Origin of the sequence: Falsiroseomonas oleicola (assembly GCF_019029495.1) — a bacterium.
Classification (GTDB): Bacteria; Pseudomonadota; Alphaproteobacteria; order Acetobacterales; family Acetobacteraceae; genus Falsiroseomonas; species Falsiroseomonas oleicola.
Genome location: NZ_JAERQM010000002.1, coordinates 511,968 through 534,052 on the forward strand (window position 1 = coordinate 511,968; position 22,085 = coordinate 534,052).

The following is a 22,085-nucleotide window of genomic DNA, read 5'->3' on the forward strand; positions in this document are numbered from 1 at the left end:
GCTTTGGGGGAGAGGGTTGGGTGAGGGGGTCAGGCCCCTCTCAGACCAGGAAAATCCACATCAGCACCAGGATGGCGACGGTGATGCCGATGCCCCAGACGGTGGCGCGCAGGAAGCCCGAATAGAGGCCCTCGCGCTCGGCCATGATGTCCTCGGCCTTGACTTCGATCATCTCGTAGGTCGGCGCCTGTTCGGCCATGGGGGTCCTCGTGCGGGTCAGCTTGTGGCGGCGGTTGTAGGAAGCGGCGCGAAGGCGGGCAAGGGGTTGGCGAGGGCGCCGGAGGCGGCCGGGGCCGCGACCCGCACCACATCGCCCTCCACCCGCACCAGCCCGGCGGCCAGCCAGGCTATCGCGGCCGGGTAAATGCGATGTTCCTGTTCCAGCACCCGCGCCGCCAGCGACGCCTCGTCATCCTCCGGCAGCACCGGTACCGCGGCCTGGGCCAGGATCGGCCCCTCATCCACGCCGAAGCGCACCAGATGCACGCTGCAGCCATGCAGCTTCACGCCGGCCTCCAGCGCCCGGTTGTGGGTATCCAGCCCCTTGAACAGCGGCAGCAGCGAGGGGTGGATATTCACCAGCCGGTCGCGCCAGCGCGCCACGAACCCCTCCGTCAGCACCCGCATGAAGCCGGCCAGCGCCACCAGCTCCACCCCGTGGCGGGCGAGTTCCGCCTCCATCGCCAGCTCGAACCCCGCGCGGTCGCCCTTGAAGGAGCGGCTTTCCACCACCGCGGTCGGCACGCCCGCCGCCTGTGCCACCGCCAGCCCGGCCGCATCCACCCGGTTCGACAGCACCAGCGCGATGGTCGCCGGATAGCCCGGCACCGCCGCCGCGCGCAGCACGGCGGCCATGTTGCTGCCGCGGCCGGAGATCAGGATGGCGACGCGCATGGTCACCCCGGCCAGCCAGGCCGCAGATTGTCGATCCGCACGCCGGCCTTGCCCTCCCCGGCCTCCAGCGCACCGATCCGGAACACCGTCTCCCCGGCCGCCTGAAGCTGGGCCTGCGCGGCCTCGGCATCGCCCTCCGCCACCACCAGCACCATGCCGAGCCCGCAATTGAAGACGCGCAGCATCTCCTCCGCCGCGACATTCCCGGTCCGCGCCAGCCAGCCGAAGACCGGCGGCAGGGTCCAGGCGCCGGCATCCAGCGCGGCGACCACACCCTCCGGCAGCACCCGCGGCAGGTTGCCCGGCAGGCCGCCGCCGGTGATATGGGCGGCCGCCTTCAGCAGCCCGGCCTTGTGCAGCGCCAGCACCGGCTTCACGTAGATCCGCGTCGGCACCAGCAGCGCCTCCGCCACCGTGCCGCCGCCGGCGAAGGGGGCGGGGGCGGACATGGTCAGGTTGGTGCCTTCCAGGATGCGCCGCACCAGCGAGAACCCGTTGGAATGCACCCCGGAACTGGCCAGCCCGAGCAGCACGTCGCCCGGGCCCACATCCGGCTTCGGCAGCAGCGCGTCCCGCTCCGCCGCGCCCACCGTGAAGCCGGCCAGGTCGTAGTCGCCGCCCTTGTAGAGCCCCGGCATCTCCGCCGTCTCGCCGCCCACCAAAGCGCAGCCGGCGATGCGGCAGCCTTCCGCGATGCCGCCCACCACCGCGGCGGCCTGCGCCACCTCCAGCTTGCCGGTCGCGAAGTAATCGAGGAAAAACAGCGGCTCCGCGCCCTGCACCACCAGGTCGTTGACGCACATCGCCACCAGGTCCTGGCCGACGAAGCCATGGATGCCGCTGTCGATCGCCAGCTTCAGCTTGGTCCCCACCCCATCGGTGGAGGAGACCAGCACCGGATCCTTGAACCCCGCCGCCTTCAGATCGAACAAGGCCCCGAAACCGCCGAGCCCGCCCATCGTTCCGCTACGGTCGGTGCTGCGCGCCAGGGGCTTGATGGCCTCCACCAGCGCGTCGCCGGCTTCGATATCCACCCCCGCGTCACGGTAGGTCAGGCTGGTCATGGCGGCCCCCGATCGGGTATGCGGCTGAGAACGGAAAAGGATGGCGAGATGCTGGTCAGCAGGATGATGCCGGTCCGCCCGTGGCGGGGCCAGCGGCGCGGAAACAACCACGCGCGCGTGGCCTTCGCAATGCGCGCCCTCGGCCTGCTGACCCTTCTGCTCATGGCGCCCATGGCCCAGGCGCAGGACAACCCGCTGGTGCAGCGCGGCGTGCCGGCCGAGGCAACGGCGGAGACGGCGGTGCTGGCGCGCGAACAGGCGCTGAACGCCGGCCAGCGTCTGGCCTATGAGCGGATGGCCGCGGCGCTGGGCATGAGCACCTCCGCCTCCGCCGCCCAGATCGATTCCATGGTCCGCTCCCTGATTATCGAATCGGAGCGGATTTCGGCCCGCACCTACACCGCCCGAATCACGGTGAACTTCAACCCGCAGCGCGTTGCCGCCGCCGGCGGCCGCCTGCCCGCCAACCCCGATGCGCCGCCCGGGGCGTCCACCGGCTCCTCCACCGAAACCTCCCCCGGCGGCGGGCCGGAGACGCCGGTCGCCGCGGCCGCCACCGGCCCGGCCGTCGCGACGGTGGAGGCCCTGGCCAGCTATCGCGGCTTCGCCGAATGGGTGGAGATCACCCGCCGCCTGAGCGCCGCGGGTCCCGTGGCGCGGGTGGATGTGGTGAGCGTCGCCGGCGACCAGGCCCGCCTGCGCCTCGGCCTGCGCAGCCAGCCGGCGCAGGCGGCGATGGACCTGGCGGCGACCGGGCTGATGATGTCCCCGACGCTGATCGACCGGCGCATGGCCGCCCCCGGCCCGCCGCCTGCCCCAAGCGCCGGCGAGGGATGGCGCCTCAGCCTTGCAGGAACCCGCTGACACGCCACCGCAGGCGAAGGTCCCCGATGCCGGGCTGTTCACGCTGCCCAATGCCATCACCTTCGCCCGGCTTTGCGCCGTTCCCGGCGCCATCTGGCTGATGCTGCAGCATCGCCTGGACATCGCCTTCTGGGTCTTCGTCGCCGCCGGCATCTCGGATGGGCTGGATGGCTGGCTGGCGCGGGTGCGCAACAGCCGCTCCGCCCTCGGCGCGCTGATGGACCCGGTGGCGGACAAGGCGCTGCTGGTCTCGGTCTATGTCACGCTGGCGGTGCTCGGCGTGCTGCCGGACTGGCTGGCGATCCTGGTGGTGTTCCGCGATCTGCTGATCGTCGGCGGCGTGCTGGCATTGTATATGCTTGGGCAGCCCCCGCTGATCAAACCGCTCTGGATTTCCAAGCTGAACACCGTGCTTCAGATCGGCCTCGCGGCCCTCGCCTTGCTCCTGGCCGGCTACGGGCTGGGCGCCCGGGCGCTGCTCGATGCCGCCATCCTGCTGGTGGCCGGCACCACCCTGGCCTCCGGCGCGGCCTATGTGGTGCAGGCGGCGCGGCGCGGCGGATGAGCGGTTTTCGCCCCCCCGGCCTGCCGCCGGCCGTACCGATGCCGGCCGGCGACCTGCCAAAGCCGCGCCCCGGCCCGGCGCCGCTGCCGCCCCCGGTGCAGCCCGGCCGCGTCGCCACCCGGGCCGAACGCTGGACGCTGGTGATCGGCGGGCTGACGGCGCTGTTCTTCGCCATCTGGCTGTTCTCCGCCATCCTGACGCCTTTCGTCCTGGCCGGCTGCATCGCCTATTTCCTCGACCCACCCACGACGCGGCTGGCCCGCATCGGCGTGCCGCGCTCCATTGCCGCCTTCCTGCTGGTGCTGGGTCTGACGGCGACGGCGCTGCTCGCCATGCTGCTGCTCTATCCGCTGCTGGTGGCGCAGATCGGCGTGCTGGTGGTGCGCATGCCTGCCTATGTCACCGGCATCGGCCAGGCGGTGCGCCAGGCGCTGGAAGCGGCGCAGAACGCCTTTGGGCCGGAGGTGGTGGATTCGCAGCTGCGGGACCTGGTGATCGGCCAGGCCGGGCAGGTGGTGACCTTCCTCGGCACCGCCGTGGCGCGGCTGATCGGCGGCGGCGTTGCGCTGTTCAACGTCTTCACCCTGCTGGTGGTGACGCCGATCGTCGGCTTCTACCTGCTGCGCGACTGGCAGCGGGTGATGACCCGCATCGACAGTTGGCTGCCGCGCAAATCCGCCCAGACGCTGCGGCAACTGGCCTTCGACACGGACCGCGTGCTGTCCGCCTGGCTGCGCGGCCAGCTTCTGTGCTGCGCCATCCTGGCCGCCTTCTACGCGGCGGGACTTTCGGCGGTGGGGCTGGAGCTGGGGCTGACCGTGGGGCTGATGGCGGGGCTGCTGTCCTTCATCCCCTATGTCGGGTCGATGACCGGCTTCGTCACCGCGGTGGTGCTGGCGATGGCGCAGTTCGGCACCTGGAACGAGGTGGGGCTGGTGGTCGCCGTCTTCGTCATCGGCCAGATCGTGGAGGGCTATGTGATCTACCCCCGGCTGCTGGGCGACCGGGTGGAGCTGCACGCCGTCTGGGTGATCTTTGCGCTGTTCGCCGGCGGCGTCGCCTTCGGCTTCCTCGGCGTGCTGCTGGCGGTGCCGATGGCCGCCGCCATCGGCGTGGTCGCCCGCTACTGGCTGCGGCGCTACCTGGAAAGCCCGCTGTATCTGGACCCGCCGCGAACGGGCAGCGGGTGAGGGGCGGGGCGCCCCCACCCTGGATATTCTCGACCCGGCTGCTCATTTGAGTGTAGGAATTGCTCAAAGGAGCTGAGCCGATGTCCGCCACCGGTACGACCCGCCTCTACGGCACCCTCTACCGGGCCCCCGCCATGGAACGCATCCGCCTGATGACGGATGGCGTGCGGGCCGCCGACGCCAAGCGCTGGCTGGAGATCGCCGAGCTTGGGCGCAGCAGCACCCTCAAGGCGCTGGACCTGCCCGTCGCCACCTTCAACCGGAAGGTCAAGGCGAATGCACGGCTGTCGCCGGCGGAAAGCGAAAGGGTCATCGGCTTCGCACGGCTGGTGGGCCAGGTGGAGGCGCTGTTGGAGGAGGCCGGCGCTCCGGCCGATTTCGACGCCCGGGCCTGGCTGGCGCGCTGGCTGACCGAGCCCCTGCCGGCGCTGGGCCAGGCCCGGCCGATCGACTTCATGAACACCATGGAGGGTCAGGCCCTGGTGTCCCAGAAACTCGCGCAGATCGGTGGCGGCGCCTACGCGTGACCCGGTTGGTATGGCGGATCGCCGCCGACACGGCGCGCTACCCGGCGGAGGATCTGGCCGGCACCGGAGCCAGGCTGACGGGCGGGCGCTGGAACGCGCCGGACCACGCGGTGGTCTACGCCTCCACCACGCGGGCGCTGGCCTGCCTGGAAACCGTGGTGCATCTGAATGCCGGCGGCCTGCCGCTGAACCGCTATCTGGTCGAGATCACCATCCCCGATCCGGTCTGGGCCGCCGCGCAACGCGAGACCCAGCACAGCCTGCCGGTCGGCTGGGATGCCGAGCCGGCCAGCCTGACCAGCACCGGCTTCGGCACCGACTGGCTGCGCGGCGCTGGCAGCGCCCTGCTGGTGCTGCCCTCGGTGATCGTGCCGGAGGAGTTCAACGTGCTGCTGAATCCGGACCATCCGGATGCGGCTGGGGTGACCTGCCGCAAGCTGCGCAAATGGCTTTATGATCCGCGGCTGCGGCGGTGAGGGCGCTCCGCCATCACCCCCGCAACTCCGCCGGCAGCCCCACCAGCCCGTTCGCCGTCGCCAGGTCGCCCGGCTTGCCCAGCAGGTAGCCCTGGCCCTTGGCCACGCCCAGCGCCTCCAGCGTCGAGAATTCCGCCTCCGTCTCGATCCCCTCCGCCACGATCTGGCAGCCGGTCTCCCGCGCGAAGTGGCACAGCGCGGCGGCCAGGGCGCGCTTGGCCGGGTCGCGGTCCACGTCGCGGGTCAGGCCCATGTCCAGCTTGATGATGTCCGGGCGAAGCTGAAGGATGTGCCGCAGGCTGGAATAGCCGGCCCCCGCATCGTCGATCGCCAGCCTTATGCCTTCCTTGCGCAGCGGCGCCAGCGCGACGCGCAGCGCCGCGTAATCCTCCACCTTCTCGTGCTCCGTCACCTCCAGCACCAGCCGGTCCAGCGGCAGGCCGGCGAAGACCGAGGCCAGCTTGCCGGCGAGAATGACGCGGGGGGAGGCATTGACCGAGACGAAGGTGGGGTAGGGCAGGCGGATCACCGCCCGCGCCGCCTGGCGCAGCACGGCGCTTTCCAGCTCCACCCCCAGGCCCACCGCATGTGCCGCGTCGAACCAGATATCGGGGCTGCGATAGGGTTCCGCCGTGAAGCGGGTCAGCGCCTCGAAGCCCACCACCTGGAAGGGCTGGATCGCCAGGATCGGCTGGAAGCGGAAGGCGAACATGCCGTCCCGGATCACCTCCCGCACCTCGGCGAGCCGTGTCGCGCGGGTTTCCTCCTCCGCCACCTCCCGCGCGATCTCATGCGCCGCAAGTTCGGCGAAGACGCGCATCACCGCCAGGTCGCGGGCGTTCAGGGTCGGGTTGGCGCGCGGGCTGAGGCAGCAGAACATGCCATAGGGCGTGCCATCCGGCAGGCGGATCGGCACGCTCATATGCGACCCGATCGGCAACGCCGCGGTGATCGGCAAGCTGGCGGCGAGGCTTTCGCGCGAGGTGTCCGGAATGAGCTCCGGCAGCGTGCCGGCCAGGATGTGGCGGCAATAGACCTCCTCGAGCGACCGCGTATCGCCCGGCTTGATCAGCGCCTCCAGCCCCGGCGCATCCACCTCCCGGTACAGCGACATGCCATCCACGAATTTCGAGACATAGGCCACCTCCATCCCGAGGTGCCGCCGAACCGAAGCCAGGCCACGCTGGATGGTGCTGGCGCCGGTATTGGGCTGGGTCATCAGGCCGTCGAACATGCCGCGTCATCTCCGCCTGCGAAGCAGGTGTTTGAAGGGCCTGCGGGGCAGGCCGATGCAAAGGGGTGCGGCATCTTGCGGCGATCCGGCGGGGCCGGGGGTTCCATTTGAAGGAGGCCCTGTGAAGGAGAGGTTGACGCCCAGGCCAAAGAGTGATCGCGATTTCGTGAGCGGGCGGCCTGAAAATGCGCATCGCCCTTCGCATCGCGGCCGCCGATGGCCTATCTGCACCTCACCCATGATTCAGCTTCCCTTGCCGCTGCCGTCGCAGGACTCCGCCGATGCCGCGGATCTGATCCCCGACGCCTCCAATGCCGAGGCGCTGGCCTGGCTGGAGACGCCGGAGGCCTGGCCGCTGCGCCGCCTGGCGCTGCACGGGCCGGAAGGGGTGGGCAAGACCCATATGCTGCGGGCCGCCGCCGCCGGCCGGGGCTGGCGCTTCCTCGACGGGCGGGCGCTGAACCTCGACCTGGCCCTGGCCGATGTGCCCGGCACGGCGCTGGATGCGGCGGAGGCGGCGCCGGAGGCGGCGCTGTTCCATCTGGTGAACCATGCGGCGGAAGCCGGCAGCCCGCTGCTGCTCGCCGCCCGCGCGCCGCCCGCCCGCTGGCCGACACGCCTGCCCGACCTCGCCAGCCGGCTGCGCGCCACCCAGGCGGTGGCGATCCAGCCGCCGTCGGAGGCGCTGCTGGCGGCCCTGCTGGCCAAGCAACTGGCGGACCGGCAATTGCGGGTGGAGCCGGGGGTGCAGGCCTTCCTGCTCGCCCGCCTGCCGCGTAGCGCGGCGGCGCTGGCGCAGGCGGTGGCGCGGCTGGATGCGGCGGCGCTGGCCGGCGGGGCGGCGATCACCCGGCCGCTGGCGCGCCAGGTTCTGGCGCTGGATGACCGTTCCGAGACGATATCTCAAAGCGCCTCCCCGAACGACCCGGGGCTGGGCTAGTCTCAGCCCATGGACACGCTTCCCACCCCTGCGCCTGCCTCCGCCCCGACGAGCACCCCGAAGCCCGGGGCGCCCACCGGCGTCGTGCGGCCCCCGGCCATCGCCGCCGACAGCCCGGCGCGCTTCATCAACCGGGAGCTGTCCTGGCTCGCCTTCAACACCCGGGTGCTGGAGGAGGCGGCCAATCCGCGCCATCCGCTGCTGGAGCGGCTGCGCTTCGTCGCCATCTCCGCCTCCAACCTCGACGAGTTTTATTCCGTGCGCGTCGCCGGGCTGATCGGCCAGGACCGCGCGGGCATTTCCACCCCGTCCCCCGATGGCCTGACCCCGGCGCAGCAGCTCGCCGCCGTGAACGCCGCCGCCCAGGCGCTGATCGAGGGCCAGCAATCCGCCTGGCACGAATTGCGCGGCCTGCTGGCCAATGCCGGCGTCACCGTCTGCAAGCCCGGCGAGTTGTCGGAGGCCGATCGCGCCTGGCTCGAAGGCTGGTTCATGGACCGCGTCTTCGCGGTGCTGACGCCGCTGGCCGTCGACCCCGCGCATCCCTTCCCCTTCATCGCCAACCTGGCGCTCTGCATGGTCCTGAAGCTGGTGCGGGAGGAGGATGGCGGCACCATGCGCGCGCTGCTGCCGCTGCCGCCGCAGATCGAGCGCTTCATCCGCCTGCCCGCCGGCATCGCCCCGCCGGGCGAGCGCGCCCCGATCCGCTTCGTGATGCTGGAGGACCTGATCGTCCTGTTCCTGCATCGCCTGTTCCCCGGCTTCATCGCCGCCGAGCACGGCCTGTTCCGCCTGATCCGCGACACCGATGTGGAATTCGAGGAGGAGGCGGAGGATCTCGTCCGCTCCTACGAAACCGCGCTGAAGCGCCGCCGCCGTGGCCAGGCCATCATGCTCTCGGTCGACAGCCGCATGGCCCCCGACATGGTGCATCTGGTGGCGGAGGAGCTGGATTCGGACCGCGCGGGCGTGGTGAAGCTGGACGGGCTGATCGGCATCGCCGACATCAAGCAGCTGATCGTGGACGACCGCCCCGACCTGCTGTTCACCCCCTACACCCCGCGCTTCCCCGAACGCATCCTGGACTTCGGCGGCGACTGTTTCGCGGCCATCGCCGCCAAGGACATCGTCGTCCACCACCCGTACGAATCCTTCGACGTGGTGGTGCAGTTCCTGCGCCAGGCGGCGCGCGACCCGAACGTCGTCGCCATCAAGCAGACCCTGTACCGCACCAGCCGCGACAGCCCGATCGCCCGCGCCCTGATCGAGGCCGCCGAGGCCGGCAAATCCGTCACCGGCATCGTCGAGATCAAGGCCCGCTTCGACGAGGAGCGGAACATCGCTTTGGCCCGCGAGCTGGAAGCCGCCGGCGTGCAGGTCGTCTTCGGCTTCGTGGAACTCAAGACCCACGCCAAGGTGTCCCTGGTGGTCCGCCGCGAACGCGAGATCCTGCGCAGCTACGCCCATTTCGGCACCGGCAACTACCACCCGATCACCGCGCGCATCTACACCGACCTGTCCTTCTTCACCGCCGACCCGGCCCTGACCCGCGACGCCGCGAAACTGTTCAACTACATGACCGGCTATGCGCGGCCGGAGACGATGGAAGGCCTCGCCTTCGCCCCGCTCACCATCCGCCCCTCCCTGCTCGGCCTGATCGAGCGCGAGATCGCCTTCGCCCGCGAAGGCAAGCCCGCCGGCATCTGGCTGAAGATGAACTCCCTGGTCGATGAGCAGGTCATCGACGCCCTGTATCGCGCCAGCCAGGCCGGGGTGCGCGTGGAATGCGTCGTCCGCGGCATCTGCTGCCTGCGCCCCGGCGTGCCCGGCCTGTCAGAGCATATCCGGGTCAAGTCCATCGTCGGCCGCTTCCTGGAACACAGCCGCATCTATGTCTTCGGCAATGGCCACCGCCTGCCGTCCCGCCGCGCCCGCGTCTTCATCAGCAGCGCCGACATGATGGCCCGCAACATGGATTGGCGGGTGGAGACGATGGTCCCGATCGAGAACCCCACCGTGCACACCCAGATCCTCGACCAGGTGATGGCGGTGAATTTGCAGGACACGATGCAGTCCTGGCAGTTGCGCGCCGATGGCACCTATCGCCGCATGGCGCCCGGGGCGAAGCCGGTCTCGGCGCATGAATACTTCATGACCAACCCCTCCCTCTCCGGCCGCGGCAGCGCCCTGCAACGCCCGGCCACCGCCACCCGCCGTCGTCAGGACCGCGTGTTGCAGGACTGAAGTGGTCTCCAGCCGTTGACGCGCCCGCTGCTTTTCGTCACGCAGCGGCCATCCTGTCTGGACATTGCACCGCACCATGCCCCGCAGCCGCATCACCCAGCCACCGCCCCGCCTCGCGGTGGTGGATCTCGGCTCCAACTCCGTCCGCCTGGTGGTGTTCGAGGGTCTCACCCGCAACCCTCTGACCATCTTCAACGAAAAGGCCGTGCTCGGCCTCGGCCGCGGCCTCCAGAACACCGGCATGCTGAATGAGGAGGCGATCGGCCCGGCCCTGACCGTCATGGGCCGCTACGCCGCCGTCGCCCAGGCCATGGGGGCGGAGCGGGTGGAGGTTCTGGCCACCGCCGCCGCCCGCGATGCCGAGAACGGCCCCGACTTCATCGCCGCCCTCCGCGACCGCCACCCCGACATCTCCGTCCGCGTGCTGACGGGGCAGGAGGAGGCGATGTTCTCCGCCGATGGCGTGCTGCTCGGCTTTCCCGGCGCCGATGGCATCCTGGGGGATATCGGCGGCGGGTCGCTGGAACTGGTGGAGCTGGATCGCGGCCGCGCCACCAATGCGGCCTCCCTGCCCATCGGCGCCATCCGCCTGGCCGACCGCGCGGGCGGGGAGGTGGCGAAGGCCCGCGCCATCGTCGAATCCGACCTCGCCCGCGTGCCCTGGCTGAAGCGGGGGGAGGGGCGGGACCTGTATCTGGTCGGCGGCGCCTGGCGCGCGCTCGCGCGGATGCACATCGCCCAGACCAGCTATCCCCTGTCCATCGTCCACCACTACGTGCTGCGGCGGGAGGAGGCGCGGGACCTGGCCGGCGTCGTCGCCAAGGCCGACCGCAAGATGCTGGCCGGGATGCCCGGCGCGCCGGCCAAGCGGCTGGGGGATATGGGCTACGCCGCCGTGGTGCTGCGCCGGCTGCTGCGCGCCACCGGCGCCCGCCGCGTGGTGTTTTCCGCCAATGGGCTGCGGGAGGGCTGGTACGCCCGCCTGCTGACGGAGGAGGTGCGGCAGGAGGAGCCGATGCTGGCCGCCGGCCGCGAGCTCGCCCAGCATTGGGGCCGCGACCCCGACCTGCCTTGCGCCCTGCAAGCCTGGACCGAGGGCCTGTTCGAGGAGGAAACCGCCGAACAGGCCGCGATGCGGGAGGCTTCCTGCTGGATCGCCGATATCGGCAGCCACGACCACCCCGACTACCGGTCCGAACACGCCTTCTTCCGCGTGCTGCGCCAGCCCGGCGTGGGGCTGGACCACCACCAGCGCGCCTTCCTGGCGATGGTGGTCGCCCTGCGCTACGAGGCCGACACCACCGCCCCCTTCCTGGACACGGCGAAGCAGTTGCTGGACGCCGTCGCCGTGAAGCGCGCCGAGACCCTCGGCGCCGCCCTGCGCCTGGCTTTCACCCTTTCGGGCGGCACGCCGGTTCTGCTGGCCGGCACGGCGCTGCGCCGGCGCGGCGGGGAATTGCAGCTTCGTCTGGTCGAGGGCAGCGGCGTTTTTGCCGGCGAAAGCGTGCAGCGCCGCCTGGATTCGCTGGCCGCCGCGCTGGGCCTGGTGCCGAGCGTCGAGGTCGCGGCGCTGTAGCCGCAAAAGCCCCCCACCGACGCAAAAGCCCTCTACCCCCAACGGGGGGTTCGACGCATGCGTCAAAGGTTGGGTGAGGGGGGCTTCGCCACCCACCCAAGCCTCTCAGGAACCGCAGCCCCCACCGCCTCACGCCGGAAAGCAACTCCCCCGATACATCATGTTGAACAGCGGCGCCGGCGGATGGCTCAGCTTCACCTTCGCCTCCGCGATGTCGTTCACAATGGTGATCCGGTGGTTGCCGGCCACGGCATTCAGCACCTTCATCATGCCCTTGAAGGCCGTCTCCGACCCGGTGATGCGCGCCGACTTCTGGTCCCAGTTCACGCCGACCAGGATGCAGCCATGGCTGTGTTCCGCGACATTGCCGACATGGATGCGCACGCCGGTGAATTCCGGCACGCCATCCAGCAGCGGCACGATGCGGCCCAGCCCCTTCTTCTCGTAGCGTTCGGTGAAGCGCGGGCTTTCGCACATCAGCACCGGGTAGATGCCGGCCGGGATGGCGGTTTTCCCCCACACCTTCTTGTCGCGGATCACGTCTTCCAGCGTGTAGCAGGTGAAGTCGCCGATGGTCATGGTGCCGATGGTGGCATCCCCGACCGCGACATGGCGACGCAGGTTGATTTCCATGACAGATTCCTCGGCACGGCGTGCGACAGTGACAGAAGCCTAGCGCCGCCCGTCACGCGGCGGATTGCGCCACATTGCGAAACCGCGCGCCTGTCCCGCTTCCGGCCGCCCGGTCATGCAAAGCCGCGCTGAAGCCAGGTGGAGCTGATCCAGCTTCCGTTCTTGCGGGCATATTCCCGGAAGGTGCCGACCTCCGCAAAACCCATCCTGCGATGCAAAGCGAGGGAGGCGGCATTCGGCAGGGCGACGCCGGCCACGGCCAGATGCACGTCCTGCTGCCGCATGCGCTCGAACAGGGCTGCATAGAGCGCCGATCCGGTGCCGCGGGCGCGGTGGTCCGGATGCAGATAGACGCTGGTCTCGACCGTGGTTTCGAAGGCGGGACCTGGGCGGTAGGGGCTGCTGGAGGCGTAGCCGACCACGGCCCCCTCCAGGCTCGCCACCAGAAGCTGGTGGCGCCCCTCGCCATAGGTGTCGAACCAGGGCTGGCGGGATTCGACGGTCTGCAGCGCCGTCTGGAAGGTGGCGTGGCTGTGGATGACGTAGTGGTTGAAGATATCCACGAGCATCGGAAGGTCGTTCTGCGCCGCCCGGCGGATGAGCATGTCGGTCATCTGTGATCCTCGTCGGAATGGACGACGCGCATATTCACACCACAGGCAGGGGCGGGCACCTAGCCTGGGTCGCATGCCCCTGAAGGCCGTGCTGTTCCGGCGCGGCGGGCCTCATGCCGGGCGGCGCGGCGCGGGACACGGGCGGGCGCCGGGCGCAGGAGGAGGAATGTTGCGCGCGTTTCGTGCGGTTTCCTGCCATGGCGCCTTCGCAGAGGCGCCGCGACCGTCCAGACTGCGCGCATGAGCAACAAGCTGTTTTACGGCGACAATCTCGAAGTGCTGCGCGGGCGGGACGCCGATGGCCGGCCGGTGATGCCGGATGAGTCGGTGGACCTGATCTACCTCGACCCGCCCTTCAACTCCGCCGCCAACTACAACGTCCTGTTCCGCGCCCCGGACGGCAAGGCGAGCGACAGCCAGTTGGAGGCTTTTGACGACACCTGGCACTGGGGCGACAGCGCCGAGCACGCCTATAACGACGTGCTGACCCAGGTGACCCATACCGATGCGGCGACGTTGATGCGCGGCATCGTCACCGCCCTCGGCCGCAACGACATGACCGCCTATCTGGTGATGATGGCAGTACGGCTGATGGAACTGCACCGGGTGCTGAAGCCGACCGGCAGCCTTTATTTGCACTGCGACCCGACCGCCAGCCACTATCTGAAGATTGTTCTGGACGGGATTTTTGGGCCAGAGTGCTTTCGCAACGAGATAATTTGGAAGCGGACTACACCAAAAGGTTTGGCATTCACCCGTTTTGCAAGTACGCACGATGTTGTTTTGAAATATGCTAAGAATCAAGATTTGGCAATTTGGAATCCAGTTTATCGACCGCATAGTGAGGATCAGATTCAAGCAAAATATGGGCAATCAGATAGTGATGGGCGCGCCTACCAGTTAACCTCGCTGCTAAACCCCAATCCGGATCGGCCTAACCTGCGGTATGAGTTTAAAGGTGTTGTGCGCACGTGGCGTTGGACACGGGAACGAATGCTTGCGGCCGATGCGCGCGGTGAGATCGTCGTCCCGAAGGATGGCAAGGGCGTTCCACGTTTCAAGCGCTACCTTGACGAGCAGGAGGGAGTGCCGATTGGTGACGTTTGGGATGATATCCCTGCCATCAACTCGCAGGCCCAGGAACGCCTCGGCTACCCCACCCAAAAACCGCTCGCCCTTCTCGAACGCATCATCGCCGCCTCCTCCAACCCCGGCGATGTCGTCCTCGACCCCTTCTGCGGCTGCGGCACCGCCGTCCACGCCGCCCAGAAGCTGGGCCGGCGCTGGATCGGCATGGATGTCACGCATCTGGCCATCAGCCTGATCGAGCGCCGCCTGAAGGACGCTTTCCCGGGCATCGCCTTCGAGGTGCTGGGCACGCCGCGCGACCTCGCCTCGGCCCGCGACCTCGCCAGCCGGGACAAGCACCAGTTCCAGTGGTGGGCCGTCTCCCTGCTCGATGCCGTGCCCCAGGGCGGCAAGAAGAAGGGCGCGGATCGCGGCATCGACGGCATCCGCTGGGTCCGCACCGGCCCGCGCACGGAGGATCTGGACCGCGTCATCATCTCGGTGAAGGGCGGCGAAAACATCTCGGTCCGCGATGTCCGCGACCTGGTCGGCACGGTGCAGCGGGAAGGCGCCCTCGGCGGCGTCCTCGTCACCCTCGCCCGGCCGACCAAGGACATGATGCGCGAAGCCGCCAGCGCCGGCTTCGCCAGCACCGGCCTCGGCGAGTTCCGCAAGATCATGGTCAAGACGGTCGAGGAACTGCTGCACGGCGTGCAGGACGAGCATGAGCGCCTGCCCCCGCTGGGCCGCCAGGAAGGCTTTCGGCGCGCGACGCGGGAGGCCACGAAGCGCGGCGCGTCGGCCCAGCCGACCCTCGATATCTGATTCGGGGCAGGAAGAAATACTTGCGCCGTTTGGAGACAATGTTCCTATAAAGCCTCGCACCCCTCCGCGAGGCCCCATGAAACCCCCGCTCACCTACCCCCTCCGCCCCACCGCCCCCCATGCCTGGGTCGCGATGACCGATGCCGAATGGGCCGCCCTGTCCCACTACCTCCCCACCGGCCGTGGCCGCCCGCCGAGGGACCGTCGCAAGGTCTGGGACGCCATCTTCTGGGTCGCCTGCGGCACGGACCCCTGGGCGGCGCTGCCCAAAGACTTCTGCGACTATGGCACGGCACATAACGCGCTGATGTATCAGGCCCGCAACGGCACGCTGGACCGGCTGTTGCTCGCCGTCTCCCGCCACCCGTTTTCGGACCCGGCGATGGACAGCATGGAATGGCGCATCGTCCGCGCCTTCCGGCGCGCCGCGCGGCAGCTTCCGCCTTACAGCCTTTTCATGGCCCGCGGCCTGGGGCTGCAAAGCGCATTGCCCTTCGACCCGGCTTTGCTGCCGGAGGTGCCGCCCCACGAGCCCGGCATGCCGCTGCCGCCGCTCGGCTATGAGGCGATGCCCCGCATTCCCCGCCGCACCCTGCGCGGCCTGCCGCCGCCGCGAATGCATGTGCCGGAACTGCCCAGGCTGGTGGTGAAGGCGCCGCGCCGCGGGCGGCATCTGGTGCTGCGCAGCCAGAGGCGGGTGTGAAGCCCGCCACAAAGCCGCCTCAATTGGCCCGGATGGGCGCCCAAAACCATTTCCCACAAACCAGCGCCGGCGGAGGCCATGAAAAAGGCCGGGGCCCAGCTTCCGCTGGCCCCCGGCCCTCGCCACCCCACAGGGGCGGCATCGATGAAAATCGGAAATGGCCCCCGGGAGACCCCGGGGCGCCGCCCCTCAGTTCGGGCTGATCGGCGTGATCTTGGTCCCGTTGATCGCCAGCGCGGCCATCAGACCCTCCTGCGCGAAGGTCACGGCATAGACCGGCTCGCGCAGGGTCGTGGCCGACATATTCGCCTGCACGCCGCGGTCCAGCACCACCACGGAGGGGCCGGTGCCGATCTCCCAGCCATTCGCAGCCTGAAGCGCGCGCAGCGCCTCATCCGTCATGAAGAACATGGCCAGCCCGGCCACCTGCGCCCCGGCCTGCAGGCCGAAGGAGGCGCCGGCGATCTGGTAATAGGCCTGGCGCTGATTGCCGCGGAACAGCGCGCCCTCGCCATATTGCCCGCCGACGATCAACCCGCCGGAGATGATGCGCGGGAAGATCAGCACCGCCTGCGCGCGCTCGAACAGCGGGGCGGTGTTGGGCTGGGCGCGCAGCGTCGCCATCGCGGTCGCCACCTGCGCGTCGATCTCGGCGCGGGTCGCCGCCTGGGCGGGGACCACGGGCAGGGTGGAGAGCAGGCTGCCACCGGTCAGGGCGATGGCGGCGTGGCGGGCGAGGGTGCGGCGGTCGATGGGCATGGCGAAGCTCCGTTGGATCGGGATTGCCGCAACAACGTCGCCGCGCCGAAAGGGTTGCAGACTCCGCCTCGGAATGTCTCATGCCAACGGCCCTGCGCGCTGACCTGCGCCCGCCTTGGGCGGGCGAGGCCGCCGGCCGCTGGTCTCAGAAACGTTGCGTCGGCCGCGCGCGCGGGGCTTCGGAGCGCTCGCAGCTTCCCTGATGCGACAGGGTCGCGCCGCTCGGGCATCGCGTGGTGCGGATATAGCCGCCGGTGCCGCGGTCGAAGGTCGCCACCTGCCGGCAGTTGTTCAGGTTGGGAATGCTCGCCACCATCCGGCCCGGCGTGAATTCCTGCACCTGCCAGCCGCGCCACTGGTTGTTGTAGAATTCCTGCACCGAGCGGCTGCCGTTGTTCACCCCGTAATAGGAGGTGTAGCGCTGCCCGACCTGGATATTATTGAGCCGCGACATGGTGACGGTCGAGCTGCAGCGGATATAGGTCATCCCGGACTGCGATTGCGCCTGAACTGGCGCCGCGAAGGCCGCGCCGAGCGTCATCGCGCCCAATACTGCGGCGCCAAGCCCCATCATCAACCGTGCCACGCCGTGTCCCCCGGATCATCTTGCCGCCCAACATAGCGACGATGCCGGGGATGGGAATGGATTTCCTGGTCGAATCTTAATTTTCGGGAAATCCTGGCAGGCGTCTCGCGATTCGAACGGGCCTCGTCAGGCGCGGATCAGCCGCACCTTCCGCCCATCCACGCCCATCGCCACGCGGCCGGCGCGCAGGTCGAGCGCCGCCTCGCCAAACACCTCCCGCCGCCAGCCCTGAAGGGCGGCCAGCTCCGTCTCGCCCGCCGCCAGCCGCTCCAGCTCCTCGGAATTGGCCAGCAGGCGCGGGGCCACCTGATGCTCCTCGCTCTTGGCGGCCAGCAGCACCTTCAGCAGCGCGACCAAAGCCGGGGAGGGGTTGGCCCCGCCGCCGCGTTCCTTCGGCGCTTCCGGCAGCGCCGACTCCGGCAGGGCCTTCGCCGCCTCCAGCGCCAGCAGCAGGGAGGCGCCGGACTTGCCCTTGGCGAAGCCTTCCGAAATGCCGCGCGCGCGGGCCAGTTCGTTGATATTGCTGGGCGCCGTGGCGGCGATCTCCAGCAGCGTCTCGTCCTTCACCAGGCGCTGGCGGGGGATGTTGACGCGCTGCGCCTCCCGCTCCCGCCATGCCGTCGCGGCGCGCAGCAGGCCGAGGAAGCGGCGGTTGTTGCTGCGCGGGCGCAGCTTCTCCCAGGCCGTCTCGGGGTCCTGGAGGTAGGTGGCGGGCTCGGCGAGCGCGCCCATTTCCTCCGCCACCCAGGGGGTGCGGCCCTCCCGCTCCAGCTTGCCGGTCAAAGCGGTGTAGATGCGGCGCAGATGGGTGACGTCGGCGGCGGCATAGGCGATCTGGGCGGGGGAAAGCGGCCGGGCGGCCCAGTCGCTGAAGCGATGCGCCTTGTCGATCTGCGCATTGGCCAGCGACCGGGCGAGCTGGTCATAGCTCACCTGGTCGCCGAAGCCGGCGACGGTGGCCGCGATCTGGGTGTCGAAGATGGGCGTGGGCACCGCGTGGAAGCGCAGCAGGAAGATTTCCACATCCTGCCGGGCCGCGTGGAACACCTTCATCACGGCCGTATCGGCCAGCAATTCGCCCAGCGGCGCCAGGTCGATATCGGGCGCCAGGGCGTCGACCACGGCGACCTCGTTGTCGCCGGCGAGCTGGACCACGCAGAGTTCGGGCCAGTAGGTCCGCTCCCGCATGAATTCCGTATCCACCGTCACGAAGCGCTCGGCGCGGAGCCGGGTGCAAAGGGCGGCAAGCGCCGCGGTGTCGGTGACGAGGTATGGCGCCGCTTCGGCGCCCGGGGTGCGGCGACTCATAAGGGTGTCTGTAGCGCCCGGCGGGCCCCGGCGGAAGGCGTCGCCCTTGACATCGCAGGCGCGGTCGGGCGGTTTGCCGCTTCAGCACATCACCGCCGGGCCAATTCACCATGCACGCCTACCGCACCCATCACTGTGGCGCGCTCCGCGCCGCCGACGCCGGCAAGACCGTCCGCCTTTCGGGCTGGGTGCACCGCAAGCGCGACCATGGCGGGCTGCTGTTCGTCGACCTGCGCGACCATTACGGGCTGACCCAATGCGTGGTGGCCCAGGGGTCGCCGAGTTTTGCCACCTTGGACGGTGCCCGGCCCGAATCGGTGGTGACCGTGACGGGGGAGGTGGTGCCGCGTGAGGGCGCCACCATCAACACCAAGCTGCCGACCGGCGAGATCGAGCTGCGGGTGGCCGAGGTCACCGTGCAGTCGGCGGCCGAGGTCCTGCCGATCCAGGTCGCGGGCGAGCAGGAATTCCCCGAGGACCTGCGCCTGCGCTACCGCTTCATCGACCTGCGCCGCGACCGCCAGCACCGCAACCTGATGCTGCGCAGCGCGGTGATCGCCAGCATCCGCCGCCGCATGATCGACCAGGGTTTTACGGAGTTCCAGACGCCGATCCTGACGGCGAGCAGCCCGGAAGGTGCGCGGGACTTCCTGGTGCCGGCGCGCAATCATCCGGGCAAGTTCTATGCCCTGCCGCAGGCGCCGCAGCAGTTCAAGCAGCTCGCCATGGTGGCCGGCTTCGACCGTTACTTCCAGATCGCGCCCTGCTTCCGGGATGAGGCGTCCCGCGCGGACCGTTCGCCGGGCGAATTCTACCAGCTCGACTTCGAGATGTCCTTCGTGACGCAGGAAGACGTCTTCGCCGCCATCGAGCCGGTGCTGGCCGGGGTCTTCGAGGAATTTTCCTCGTTTTCCGGCACCAAGCGGTCGGTGACCCCGGCGCCCTTCCCGCGCATCCCCTATGACCAGTCCATGCTGGAATTCGGCTCCGACAAGCCGGACCTGCGCAACCCGATCCGCATCGCCGACGTGACCGAGCATTTTGCCGGCGGCGGCTTCGGGCTGTTCGCCCGGGCGGTGGACAAGGGCGCGGTGGTGCGCGCCATCCCGGCGCCGGGGGCGGCGGGCAACCCGCGCAGCTTCTTCGACAAGATGAACGAATGGGCCCGCGAACAGGGCGCCGGCGGGTTGGGCTACATCACCTTCGCCAATGGGGAGGCCGGCGGCCCGATCGCCAAGAACCTCCAGCCGGAGCGCGTCGCCGCCATCAAATCCGCCTGCGGGTTGGCGGATGGGGACGCGGTGTTCTTCGCCGCCGACAAGGTGGATGTCGCCGCCAAGTTGGCAGGGCAGGCGCGCACGCGTCTCGGCAATGAATTGGGGCTGATCGAGAAGGATTCCTACCGATTCTGCTGGGTCACAGACTTCCCCATGTATGAATTGAACGAGGACACCGGCCAGATCGACTTCAGCCACAACCCCTTCTCCATGCCGCAGGGGGAGTTGGAGGCGCTGAACACCATGGATCCGCTGAAGATCAAGGCGTATCAGTACGACATCGTCTGCAATGGCATCGAGCTTTCCTCCGGCGCGATCCGCAACCACCGCCCCGACGTCATGGTCCGCGCCTTCGAAATCGCCGGCTATACCGCCCAGACAGTGGAAGACCGCTTCGGCGGCATGCTGAACGCTTTCCGCTACGGCGCCCCACCCCACGGCGGCTCCGCCCCCGGCATCGACCGCATTGTTATGCTATTGGCCGATGAACCGAATATTCGCGAAGTCATTCTCTTCCCCATGAATCAACAGGCGGAAGACTTGATGATGGGCGCGCCGGCGCCGGTCGATGCCGCACGGTTGAAGGAATTGTCCATCAAGCTGGACCTGCCGCCCCCGAAAGGTGGTGCGGGCGGCCCCAAGGCTTCCTAGATGCAGCGCAGCACGCATCCCGGAGCCCCCATGAAGCAGACCCGTCGCCTGAGCCTCCTCGCCGCCCTGTGCTGCCTTGCCTTGCCGGCGGCGGCCCAGCCTGCGGCGCCGGCGATCACCGCTGGTCCCCGGGCCGGCGTGTCGGCGGAGGCACTGGCGGCGGGCATCGCCCGCATGGCGCCGCATCGGGCCGCCTATCGGCTGGATCTCGGCGAGGGCCGCAGCTCCGGCATCGCCGCGGTGCGTGGCGCCATGGTCTTCGACGTGGCGGATGCCTGCGAGGGCTGGGCCACCCGCCAGCGCATGACCATGACGGTGACGGACCGGGACGGGCGGGACATCGAGACCGTCTCCGACTACGCGACCTATGAGGCCAAGGACAATTCCAGCCTCCGTTTCTCCCTGACCCAGACGACGGAGGGCGCGGTCAGCCAGCGCATCTCCGGCGAGGCGACGCTCCAGCCGGATGGCTCCGGCACCGTCCGATTCAGCGAGCCCGCGGGGCAGGAGGAAACCCTGCCCGCCGGCACGCTGCTGCCGATGCGCCACACGGTGCTGGCGGTGGAAGCCGCCCGCGCCGGCAAGCGCATCCTGACCTCGCCGCTGTTCGACGGCACCTCGGATGAGGGTGCGCAGGACACCACCACGGTGATCCCGAGCTGGGTGCAGGCGACCGGCGCGCCGCGCTTCCCGCTGCTGACCGGCGCGGCCTCCGGCCATATGCGCATCGCCTTCTTCGAACGCGGCGCGGCGTCCGGCGGTGCCTCCCAGCCCGATTACGAGGTCGGGCTGCGCTACTACGACAATGGCGTGGCGGATGAGATCGTCATGGATTTCGGCGAGTTTTCCGTCACCGGCCAGGCCCTGGAACTGTCCCCGCTGCCGGGCGGCTGCTGATCGGCACGACCCGGCGGGCCGGTCGCTTGACCGGTCCGAGCGCCCGAATGGGCACCGCCGCAAATGCGTCGCGCCAAAGGCGTGCCTTCGGCGCGATGAGCCAAGCCGCGCGGATGCGCGGCGCCCGTCACGCCATAGGCGTGCCTGCGGCACGCCTGAGGGTGGCCCGAAGGGCCATAGGCATCACGCGGCGTCGAACAGCGCCGCGATCTCCGCCCGGTCTCGGGTCCGAGTCAGTGCCAGCATCAGCAGGATGCGGGCCTTCTGCGGGTTGAGGTTGTCGGCATTGATGAAGCCCTCCTCCCCATAGCGCTTCGTCGGGAAGGTCCGCCCCGATCCGGCGCGGGAGGACAGCACCACCGTGCAGCCCTGGGCGATGGCCTCCCCCATGGCGGCGCGCTCGGCGGGCGTCAGGAAGCCGGGGGCGAGGGCCGCGCCGACCAGCCCCCTGGCGCCGGCCGCCAGGAAGGCATGCACGGCGACGCCATCGCCACCCGCCACCGAATACAGCACGTCGACGCGGGGCGGCGTTTCCAGGCCCAGGATGTCGAAACGGTCGGCCGGCGGCAGCACGCGGGTAGGGCGGCGCCAGAAGGTGTTGCGGTCGGCATCGACATGGCCGAGCACGCCGACATCGGGGCTGCGGAAGGTCTGCATGCGGCCGGTGGAGGTCTTTGTCACCTCCCGCGCCGCCTGGATCTCGTCATTCAGCACCACCAGCACGCCGAGGCCGCGCGCCTGCGGGTCGGCGGCCACGCGCACCGCCGCCACCAGGTTCATCGGCCCGTCGGAGGACAGGCCGGTGAAGGGCCGCTGCGCGCCGGTAACCACCACGGGCAGGTCGGTGGGCAGGGTGAGGGACAGGAAATAGGCCGTCTCCTCCAGCGTCGCGGTGCCGTGGGCGATGACCACGCCGGCGAGGTCGGGATGCGCCGCCTCCAGCTCCACGATCTTCGCCAGCAAAGCGCGCCAGTCGGACCAGCCGATGGCGGTGGAGGGGATGGCGGTGAAGGGCACGGCAAAGACATCGGCGACGCGCGCCAGCTCCGGCACGCCGGCGACCAGCGCCGCGGCATCCAGGATCGGCCGGCCGGAGGAGGCGTAGTCCTGCACATCCAGCGGATGCAGCCCCTGGGAGGCGATGGTGCCGCCGGTGCCGATCACGGCGACTTTCGGTTTGCTCATGGGGC

At 69.7% G+C, this 22,085-nt stretch carries 22 protein-coding genes; 12 read left to right on the forward strand and 10 right to left on the reverse strand.

The window, feature by feature from the left end; translation table 11 throughout:
* Nucleotides 1-40: 40 nt before the first annotated feature.
* Genes JJQ90_RS09185 through purM form a run of 3 tightly spaced genes read right to left on the reverse strand, consistent with a single transcriptional unit; the run spans nucleotide 41 to nucleotide 1,958 of the window.
* Nucleotides 41-199 (reverse strand): aa3-type cytochrome c oxidase subunit IV, encoded by a 159-nt coding sequence (locus JJQ90_RS09185; protein WP_216874574.1) that lies wholly within the window; start codon nucleotides 197-199, stop codon nucleotides 41-43.
* A gap of 17 nt (nucleotides 200-216) precedes the next feature.
* Nucleotides 217-894: a phosphoribosylglycinamide formyltransferase gene (purN, locus tag JJQ90_RS09190; protein ID WP_216874576.1), complete on the reverse strand. Its 678-nt coding sequence runs from the start codon at nucleotides 892-894 to the stop codon at nucleotides 217-219.
* 2 nt (nucleotides 895-896) lie between these two features.
* Nucleotides 897-1,958, reverse strand: coding sequence for a phosphoribosylformylglycinamidine cyclo-ligase (gene purM, locus JJQ90_RS09195; RefSeq protein WP_216874578.1), 1,062 nt, complete (start codon nucleotides 1,956-1,958; stop codon nucleotides 897-899).
* Nucleotides 1,959-2,075: 117 nt separating this feature from the next.
* Between purM and JJQ90_RS09200 the strand changes: the two genes are divergently transcribed.
* From JJQ90_RS09200 to JJQ90_RS09220, 5 genes are all read left to right on the forward strand, one after another.
* Nucleotides 2,076-2,822, forward strand: a complete 747-nt coding sequence (locus tag JJQ90_RS09200; protein ID WP_216874580.1) for a hypothetical protein — start codon at nucleotides 2,076-2,078, stop codon at nucleotides 2,820-2,822.
* Nucleotides 2,806-3,387 carry a CDP-alcohol phosphatidyltransferase family protein gene (locus JJQ90_RS09205; RefSeq protein WP_230410508.1) on the forward strand — a complete coding sequence of 194 codons (582 nt, stop codon included), beginning with the start codon at nucleotides 2,806-2,808 and terminating at the stop codon, nucleotides 3,385-3,387. Before JJQ90_RS09200 ends, JJQ90_RS09205 begins: the two co-directional genes overlap by 17 nt.
* On the forward strand, nucleotides 3,384-4,577 hold the full coding sequence (locus JJQ90_RS09210) for an AI-2E family transporter (RefSeq protein WP_230410509.1): 1,194 nt from the start codon (nucleotides 3,384-3,386) through the stop codon (nucleotides 4,575-4,577). The genes JJQ90_RS09205 and JJQ90_RS09210 overlap by 4 nt, the downstream gene beginning before the upstream one ends.
* An 80-nt stretch (nucleotides 4,578-4,657) precedes the next feature.
* On the forward strand, nucleotides 4,658-5,104 hold the full coding sequence (locus tag JJQ90_RS09215; RefSeq protein ID WP_216874582.1) for an antitoxin Xre/MbcA/ParS toxin-binding domain-containing protein: 447 nt from the start codon (nucleotides 4,658-4,660) through the stop codon (nucleotides 5,102-5,104).
* Nucleotides 5,101-5,580 carry an RES family NAD+ phosphorylase gene (locus tag JJQ90_RS09220; protein WP_216874584.1) on the forward strand — a complete coding sequence of 160 codons (480 nt, stop codon included), beginning with the start codon at nucleotides 5,101-5,103 and terminating at the stop codon, nucleotides 5,578-5,580. The genes JJQ90_RS09215 and JJQ90_RS09220 overlap by 4 nt, the downstream gene beginning before the upstream one ends.
* A gap of 13 nt (nucleotides 5,581-5,593) precedes the next feature.
* Here JJQ90_RS09220 and JJQ90_RS09225 read toward each other — a convergent pair whose 3' ends face one another.
* Nucleotides 5,594-6,814, reverse strand: a complete 1,221-nt coding sequence (locus JJQ90_RS09225; RefSeq protein ID WP_216874586.1) for a sensor domain-containing phosphodiesterase — start codon at nucleotides 6,812-6,814, stop codon at nucleotides 5,594-5,596.
* A gap of 238 nt (nucleotides 6,815-7,052) precedes the next feature.
* Between JJQ90_RS09225 and JJQ90_RS09230 the strand changes: the two genes are divergently transcribed.
* The 3 genes from JJQ90_RS09230 (at nucleotide 7,053) to JJQ90_RS09240 (ending at nucleotide 11,574) form a co-directional block, all read left to right on the forward strand.
* On the forward strand, nucleotides 7,053-7,754 hold the full coding sequence (locus tag JJQ90_RS09230) for an HdaA/DnaA family protein (protein ID WP_216874589.1): 702 nt from the start codon (nucleotides 7,053-7,055) through the stop codon (nucleotides 7,752-7,754).
* 9 nt (nucleotides 7,755-7,763) lie between these two features.
* Nucleotides 7,764-9,998 (forward strand): RNA degradosome polyphosphate kinase, encoded by a 2,235-nt coding sequence (locus JJQ90_RS09235; RefSeq protein WP_216874591.1) that lies wholly within the window; start codon nucleotides 7,764-7,766, stop codon nucleotides 9,996-9,998.
* Nucleotides 9,999-10,074: 76 nt separating this feature from the next.
* Complete coding sequence (locus JJQ90_RS09240; RefSeq protein ID WP_216874593.1) at nucleotides 10,075-11,574, forward strand: Ppx/GppA family phosphatase; 1,500 nt, start codon at nucleotides 10,075-10,077, stop codon at nucleotides 11,572-11,574.
* A gap of 129 nt (nucleotides 11,575-11,703) precedes the next feature.
* Here JJQ90_RS09240 and JJQ90_RS09245 read toward each other — a convergent pair whose 3' ends face one another.
* Together JJQ90_RS09245 and JJQ90_RS09250 are read right to left on the reverse strand one after the other, a co-directional pair.
* A complete protein-coding gene (locus JJQ90_RS09245) occupies nucleotides 11,704-12,207 on the reverse strand; it encodes a DUF5675 family protein (RefSeq protein WP_216874595.1) in 504 nt (167 codons plus the stop codon).
* Nucleotides 12,208-12,320: 113 nt separating this feature from the next.
* The gene (locus JJQ90_RS09250; protein WP_216874597.1) at nucleotides 12,321-12,821 is read right to left on the reverse strand and encodes a GNAT family N-acetyltransferase; all 501 of its coding nucleotides are present in this window, start codon (nucleotides 12,819-12,821) and stop codon (nucleotides 12,321-12,323) included.
* Nucleotides 12,822-13,061: 240 nt separating this feature from the next.
* Here JJQ90_RS09250 and JJQ90_RS09255 point away from each other — a divergent pair, with 240 nt between their 5' ends.
* Both JJQ90_RS09255 and JJQ90_RS09260 read left to right on the forward strand, forming a co-directional pair.
* Nucleotides 13,062-14,714 carry a DNA methyltransferase gene (locus tag JJQ90_RS09255; RefSeq protein ID WP_216874599.1) on the forward strand — a complete coding sequence of 551 codons (1,653 nt, stop codon included), beginning with the start codon at nucleotides 13,062-13,064 and terminating at the stop codon, nucleotides 14,712-14,714.
* A gap of 76 nt (nucleotides 14,715-14,790) precedes the next feature.
* Complete coding sequence (locus tag JJQ90_RS09260; RefSeq protein WP_216874601.1) at nucleotides 14,791-15,417, forward strand: transposase; 627 nt, start codon at nucleotides 14,791-14,793, stop codon at nucleotides 15,415-15,417.
* A 189-nt stretch (nucleotides 15,418-15,606) separates the two neighbouring features.
* On the opposite strand, the gene JJQ90_RS09265 is transcribed toward JJQ90_RS09260, so the two are convergent.
* From JJQ90_RS09265 to rnd, 3 genes are all read right to left on the reverse strand, one after another.
* Complete coding sequence (locus JJQ90_RS09265; protein ID WP_216874603.1) at nucleotides 15,607-16,176, reverse strand: lipid-binding SYLF domain-containing protein; 570 nt, start codon at nucleotides 16,174-16,176, stop codon at nucleotides 15,607-15,609.
* 145 nt (nucleotides 16,177-16,321) lie between these two features.
* A complete protein-coding gene (locus JJQ90_RS09270) occupies nucleotides 16,322-16,762 on the reverse strand; it encodes a hypothetical protein (protein WP_216874605.1) in 441 nt (146 codons plus the stop codon).
* 126 nt (nucleotides 16,763-16,888) lie between these two features.
* Complete coding sequence (gene rnd, locus JJQ90_RS09275) at nucleotides 16,889-18,070, reverse strand: ribonuclease D (RefSeq protein WP_216874607.1); 1,182 nt, start codon at nucleotides 18,068-18,070, stop codon at nucleotides 16,889-16,891.
* Nucleotides 18,071-18,180: 110 nt separating this feature from the next.
* On the opposite strand from rnd, the gene aspS reads away from it, so the two are divergent.
* Nucleotides 18,181-19,998, forward strand: coding sequence for an aspartate--tRNA ligase (gene aspS / locus JJQ90_RS09280; RefSeq protein ID WP_216874609.1), 1,818 nt, complete (start codon nucleotides 18,181-18,183; stop codon nucleotides 19,996-19,998).
* Nucleotides 19,999-20,028: 30 nt separating this feature from the next.
* Nucleotides 20,029-20,895 (forward strand): EipB family protein, encoded by an 867-nt coding sequence (locus JJQ90_RS09285; RefSeq protein WP_216874611.1) that lies wholly within the window; start codon nucleotides 20,029-20,031, stop codon nucleotides 20,893-20,895.
* 183 nt (nucleotides 20,896-21,078) lie between these two features.
* Here JJQ90_RS09285 and JJQ90_RS09290 read toward each other — a convergent pair whose 3' ends face one another.
* On the reverse strand, nucleotides 21,079-22,080 hold the full coding sequence (locus JJQ90_RS09290) for an asparaginase (protein ID WP_216874612.1): 1,002 nt from the start codon (nucleotides 22,078-22,080) through the stop codon (nucleotides 21,079-21,081).
* Nucleotides 22,081-22,085 lie beyond the last annotated feature (5 nt).

Bases quoted from the DNA above. Each gene is read 5' to 3' on its own strand.
- JJQ90_RS09225 (WP_216874586.1), bottom strand. From the start codon at position 6,814: ATGTTCGACGGCCTGATGACCCAGCCCAATACCGGCGCCAGCACCATC.
- JJQ90_RS09235 (WP_216874591.1), top strand. From the start codon at position 7,764: ATGGACACGCTTCCCACCCCTGCGCCTGCCTCCGCCCCGACGAGCACC.
- JJQ90_RS09265 (WP_216874603.1), bottom strand. From the start codon at position 16,176: ATGCCCATCGACCGCCGCACCCTCGCCCGCCACGCCGCCATCGCCCTG.
- JJQ90_RS09290 (WP_216874612.1), bottom strand. From the start codon at position 22,080: ATGAGCAAACCGAAAGTCGCCGTGATCGGCACCGGCGGCACCATCGCC.
- JJQ90_RS09255 (WP_216874599.1), top strand. From the start codon at position 13,062: ATGAGCAACAAGCTGTTTTACGGCGACAATCTCGAAGTGCTGCGCGGG.
- JJQ90_RS09240 (WP_216874593.1), top strand. From the start codon at position 10,075: ATGCCCCGCAGCCGCATCACCCAGCCACCGCCCCGCCTCGCGGTGGTG.
- rnd (WP_216874607.1), bottom strand. From the start codon at position 18,070: ATGAGTCGCCGCACCCCGGGCGCCGAAGCGGCGCCATACCTCGTCACC.
- JJQ90_RS09250 (WP_216874597.1), bottom strand. From the start codon at position 12,821: ATGACCGACATGCTCATCCGCCGGGCGGCGCAGAACGACCTTCCGATG.
- JJQ90_RS09245 (WP_216874595.1), bottom strand. From the start codon at position 12,207: ATGGAAATCAACCTGCGTCGCCATGTCGCGGTCGGGGATGCCACCATC.
- JJQ90_RS09260 (WP_216874601.1), top strand. From the start codon at position 14,791: ATGAAACCCCCGCTCACCTACCCCCTCCGCCCCACCGCCCCCCATGCC.
- purN (WP_216874576.1), bottom strand. From the start codon at position 894: ATGCGCGTCGCCATCCTGATCTCCGGCCGCGGCAGCAACATGGCCGCC.
- JJQ90_RS09185 (WP_216874574.1), bottom strand. From the start codon at position 199: ATGGCCGAACAGGCGCCGACCTACGAGATGATCGAAGTCAAGGCCGAG.
- purM (WP_216874578.1), bottom strand. From the start codon at position 1,958: ATGACCAGCCTGACCTACCGTGACGCGGGGGTGGATATCGAAGCCGGC.
- aspS (WP_216874609.1), top strand. From the start codon at position 18,181: ATGCACGCCTACCGCACCCATCACTGTGGCGCGCTCCGCGCCGCCGAC.
- JJQ90_RS09210 (WP_230410509.1), top strand. From the start codon at position 3,384: ATGAGCGGTTTTCGCCCCCCCGGCCTGCCGCCGGCCGTACCGATGCCG.
- JJQ90_RS09215 (WP_216874582.1), top strand. From the start codon at position 4,658: ATGTCCGCCACCGGTACGACCCGCCTCTACGGCACCCTCTACCGGGCC.
- JJQ90_RS09230 (WP_216874589.1), top strand. From the start codon at position 7,053: ATGATTCAGCTTCCCTTGCCGCTGCCGTCGCAGGACTCCGCCGATGCC.
- JJQ90_RS09285 (WP_216874611.1), top strand. From the start codon at position 20,029: ATGAAGCAGACCCGTCGCCTGAGCCTCCTCGCCGCCCTGTGCTGCCTT.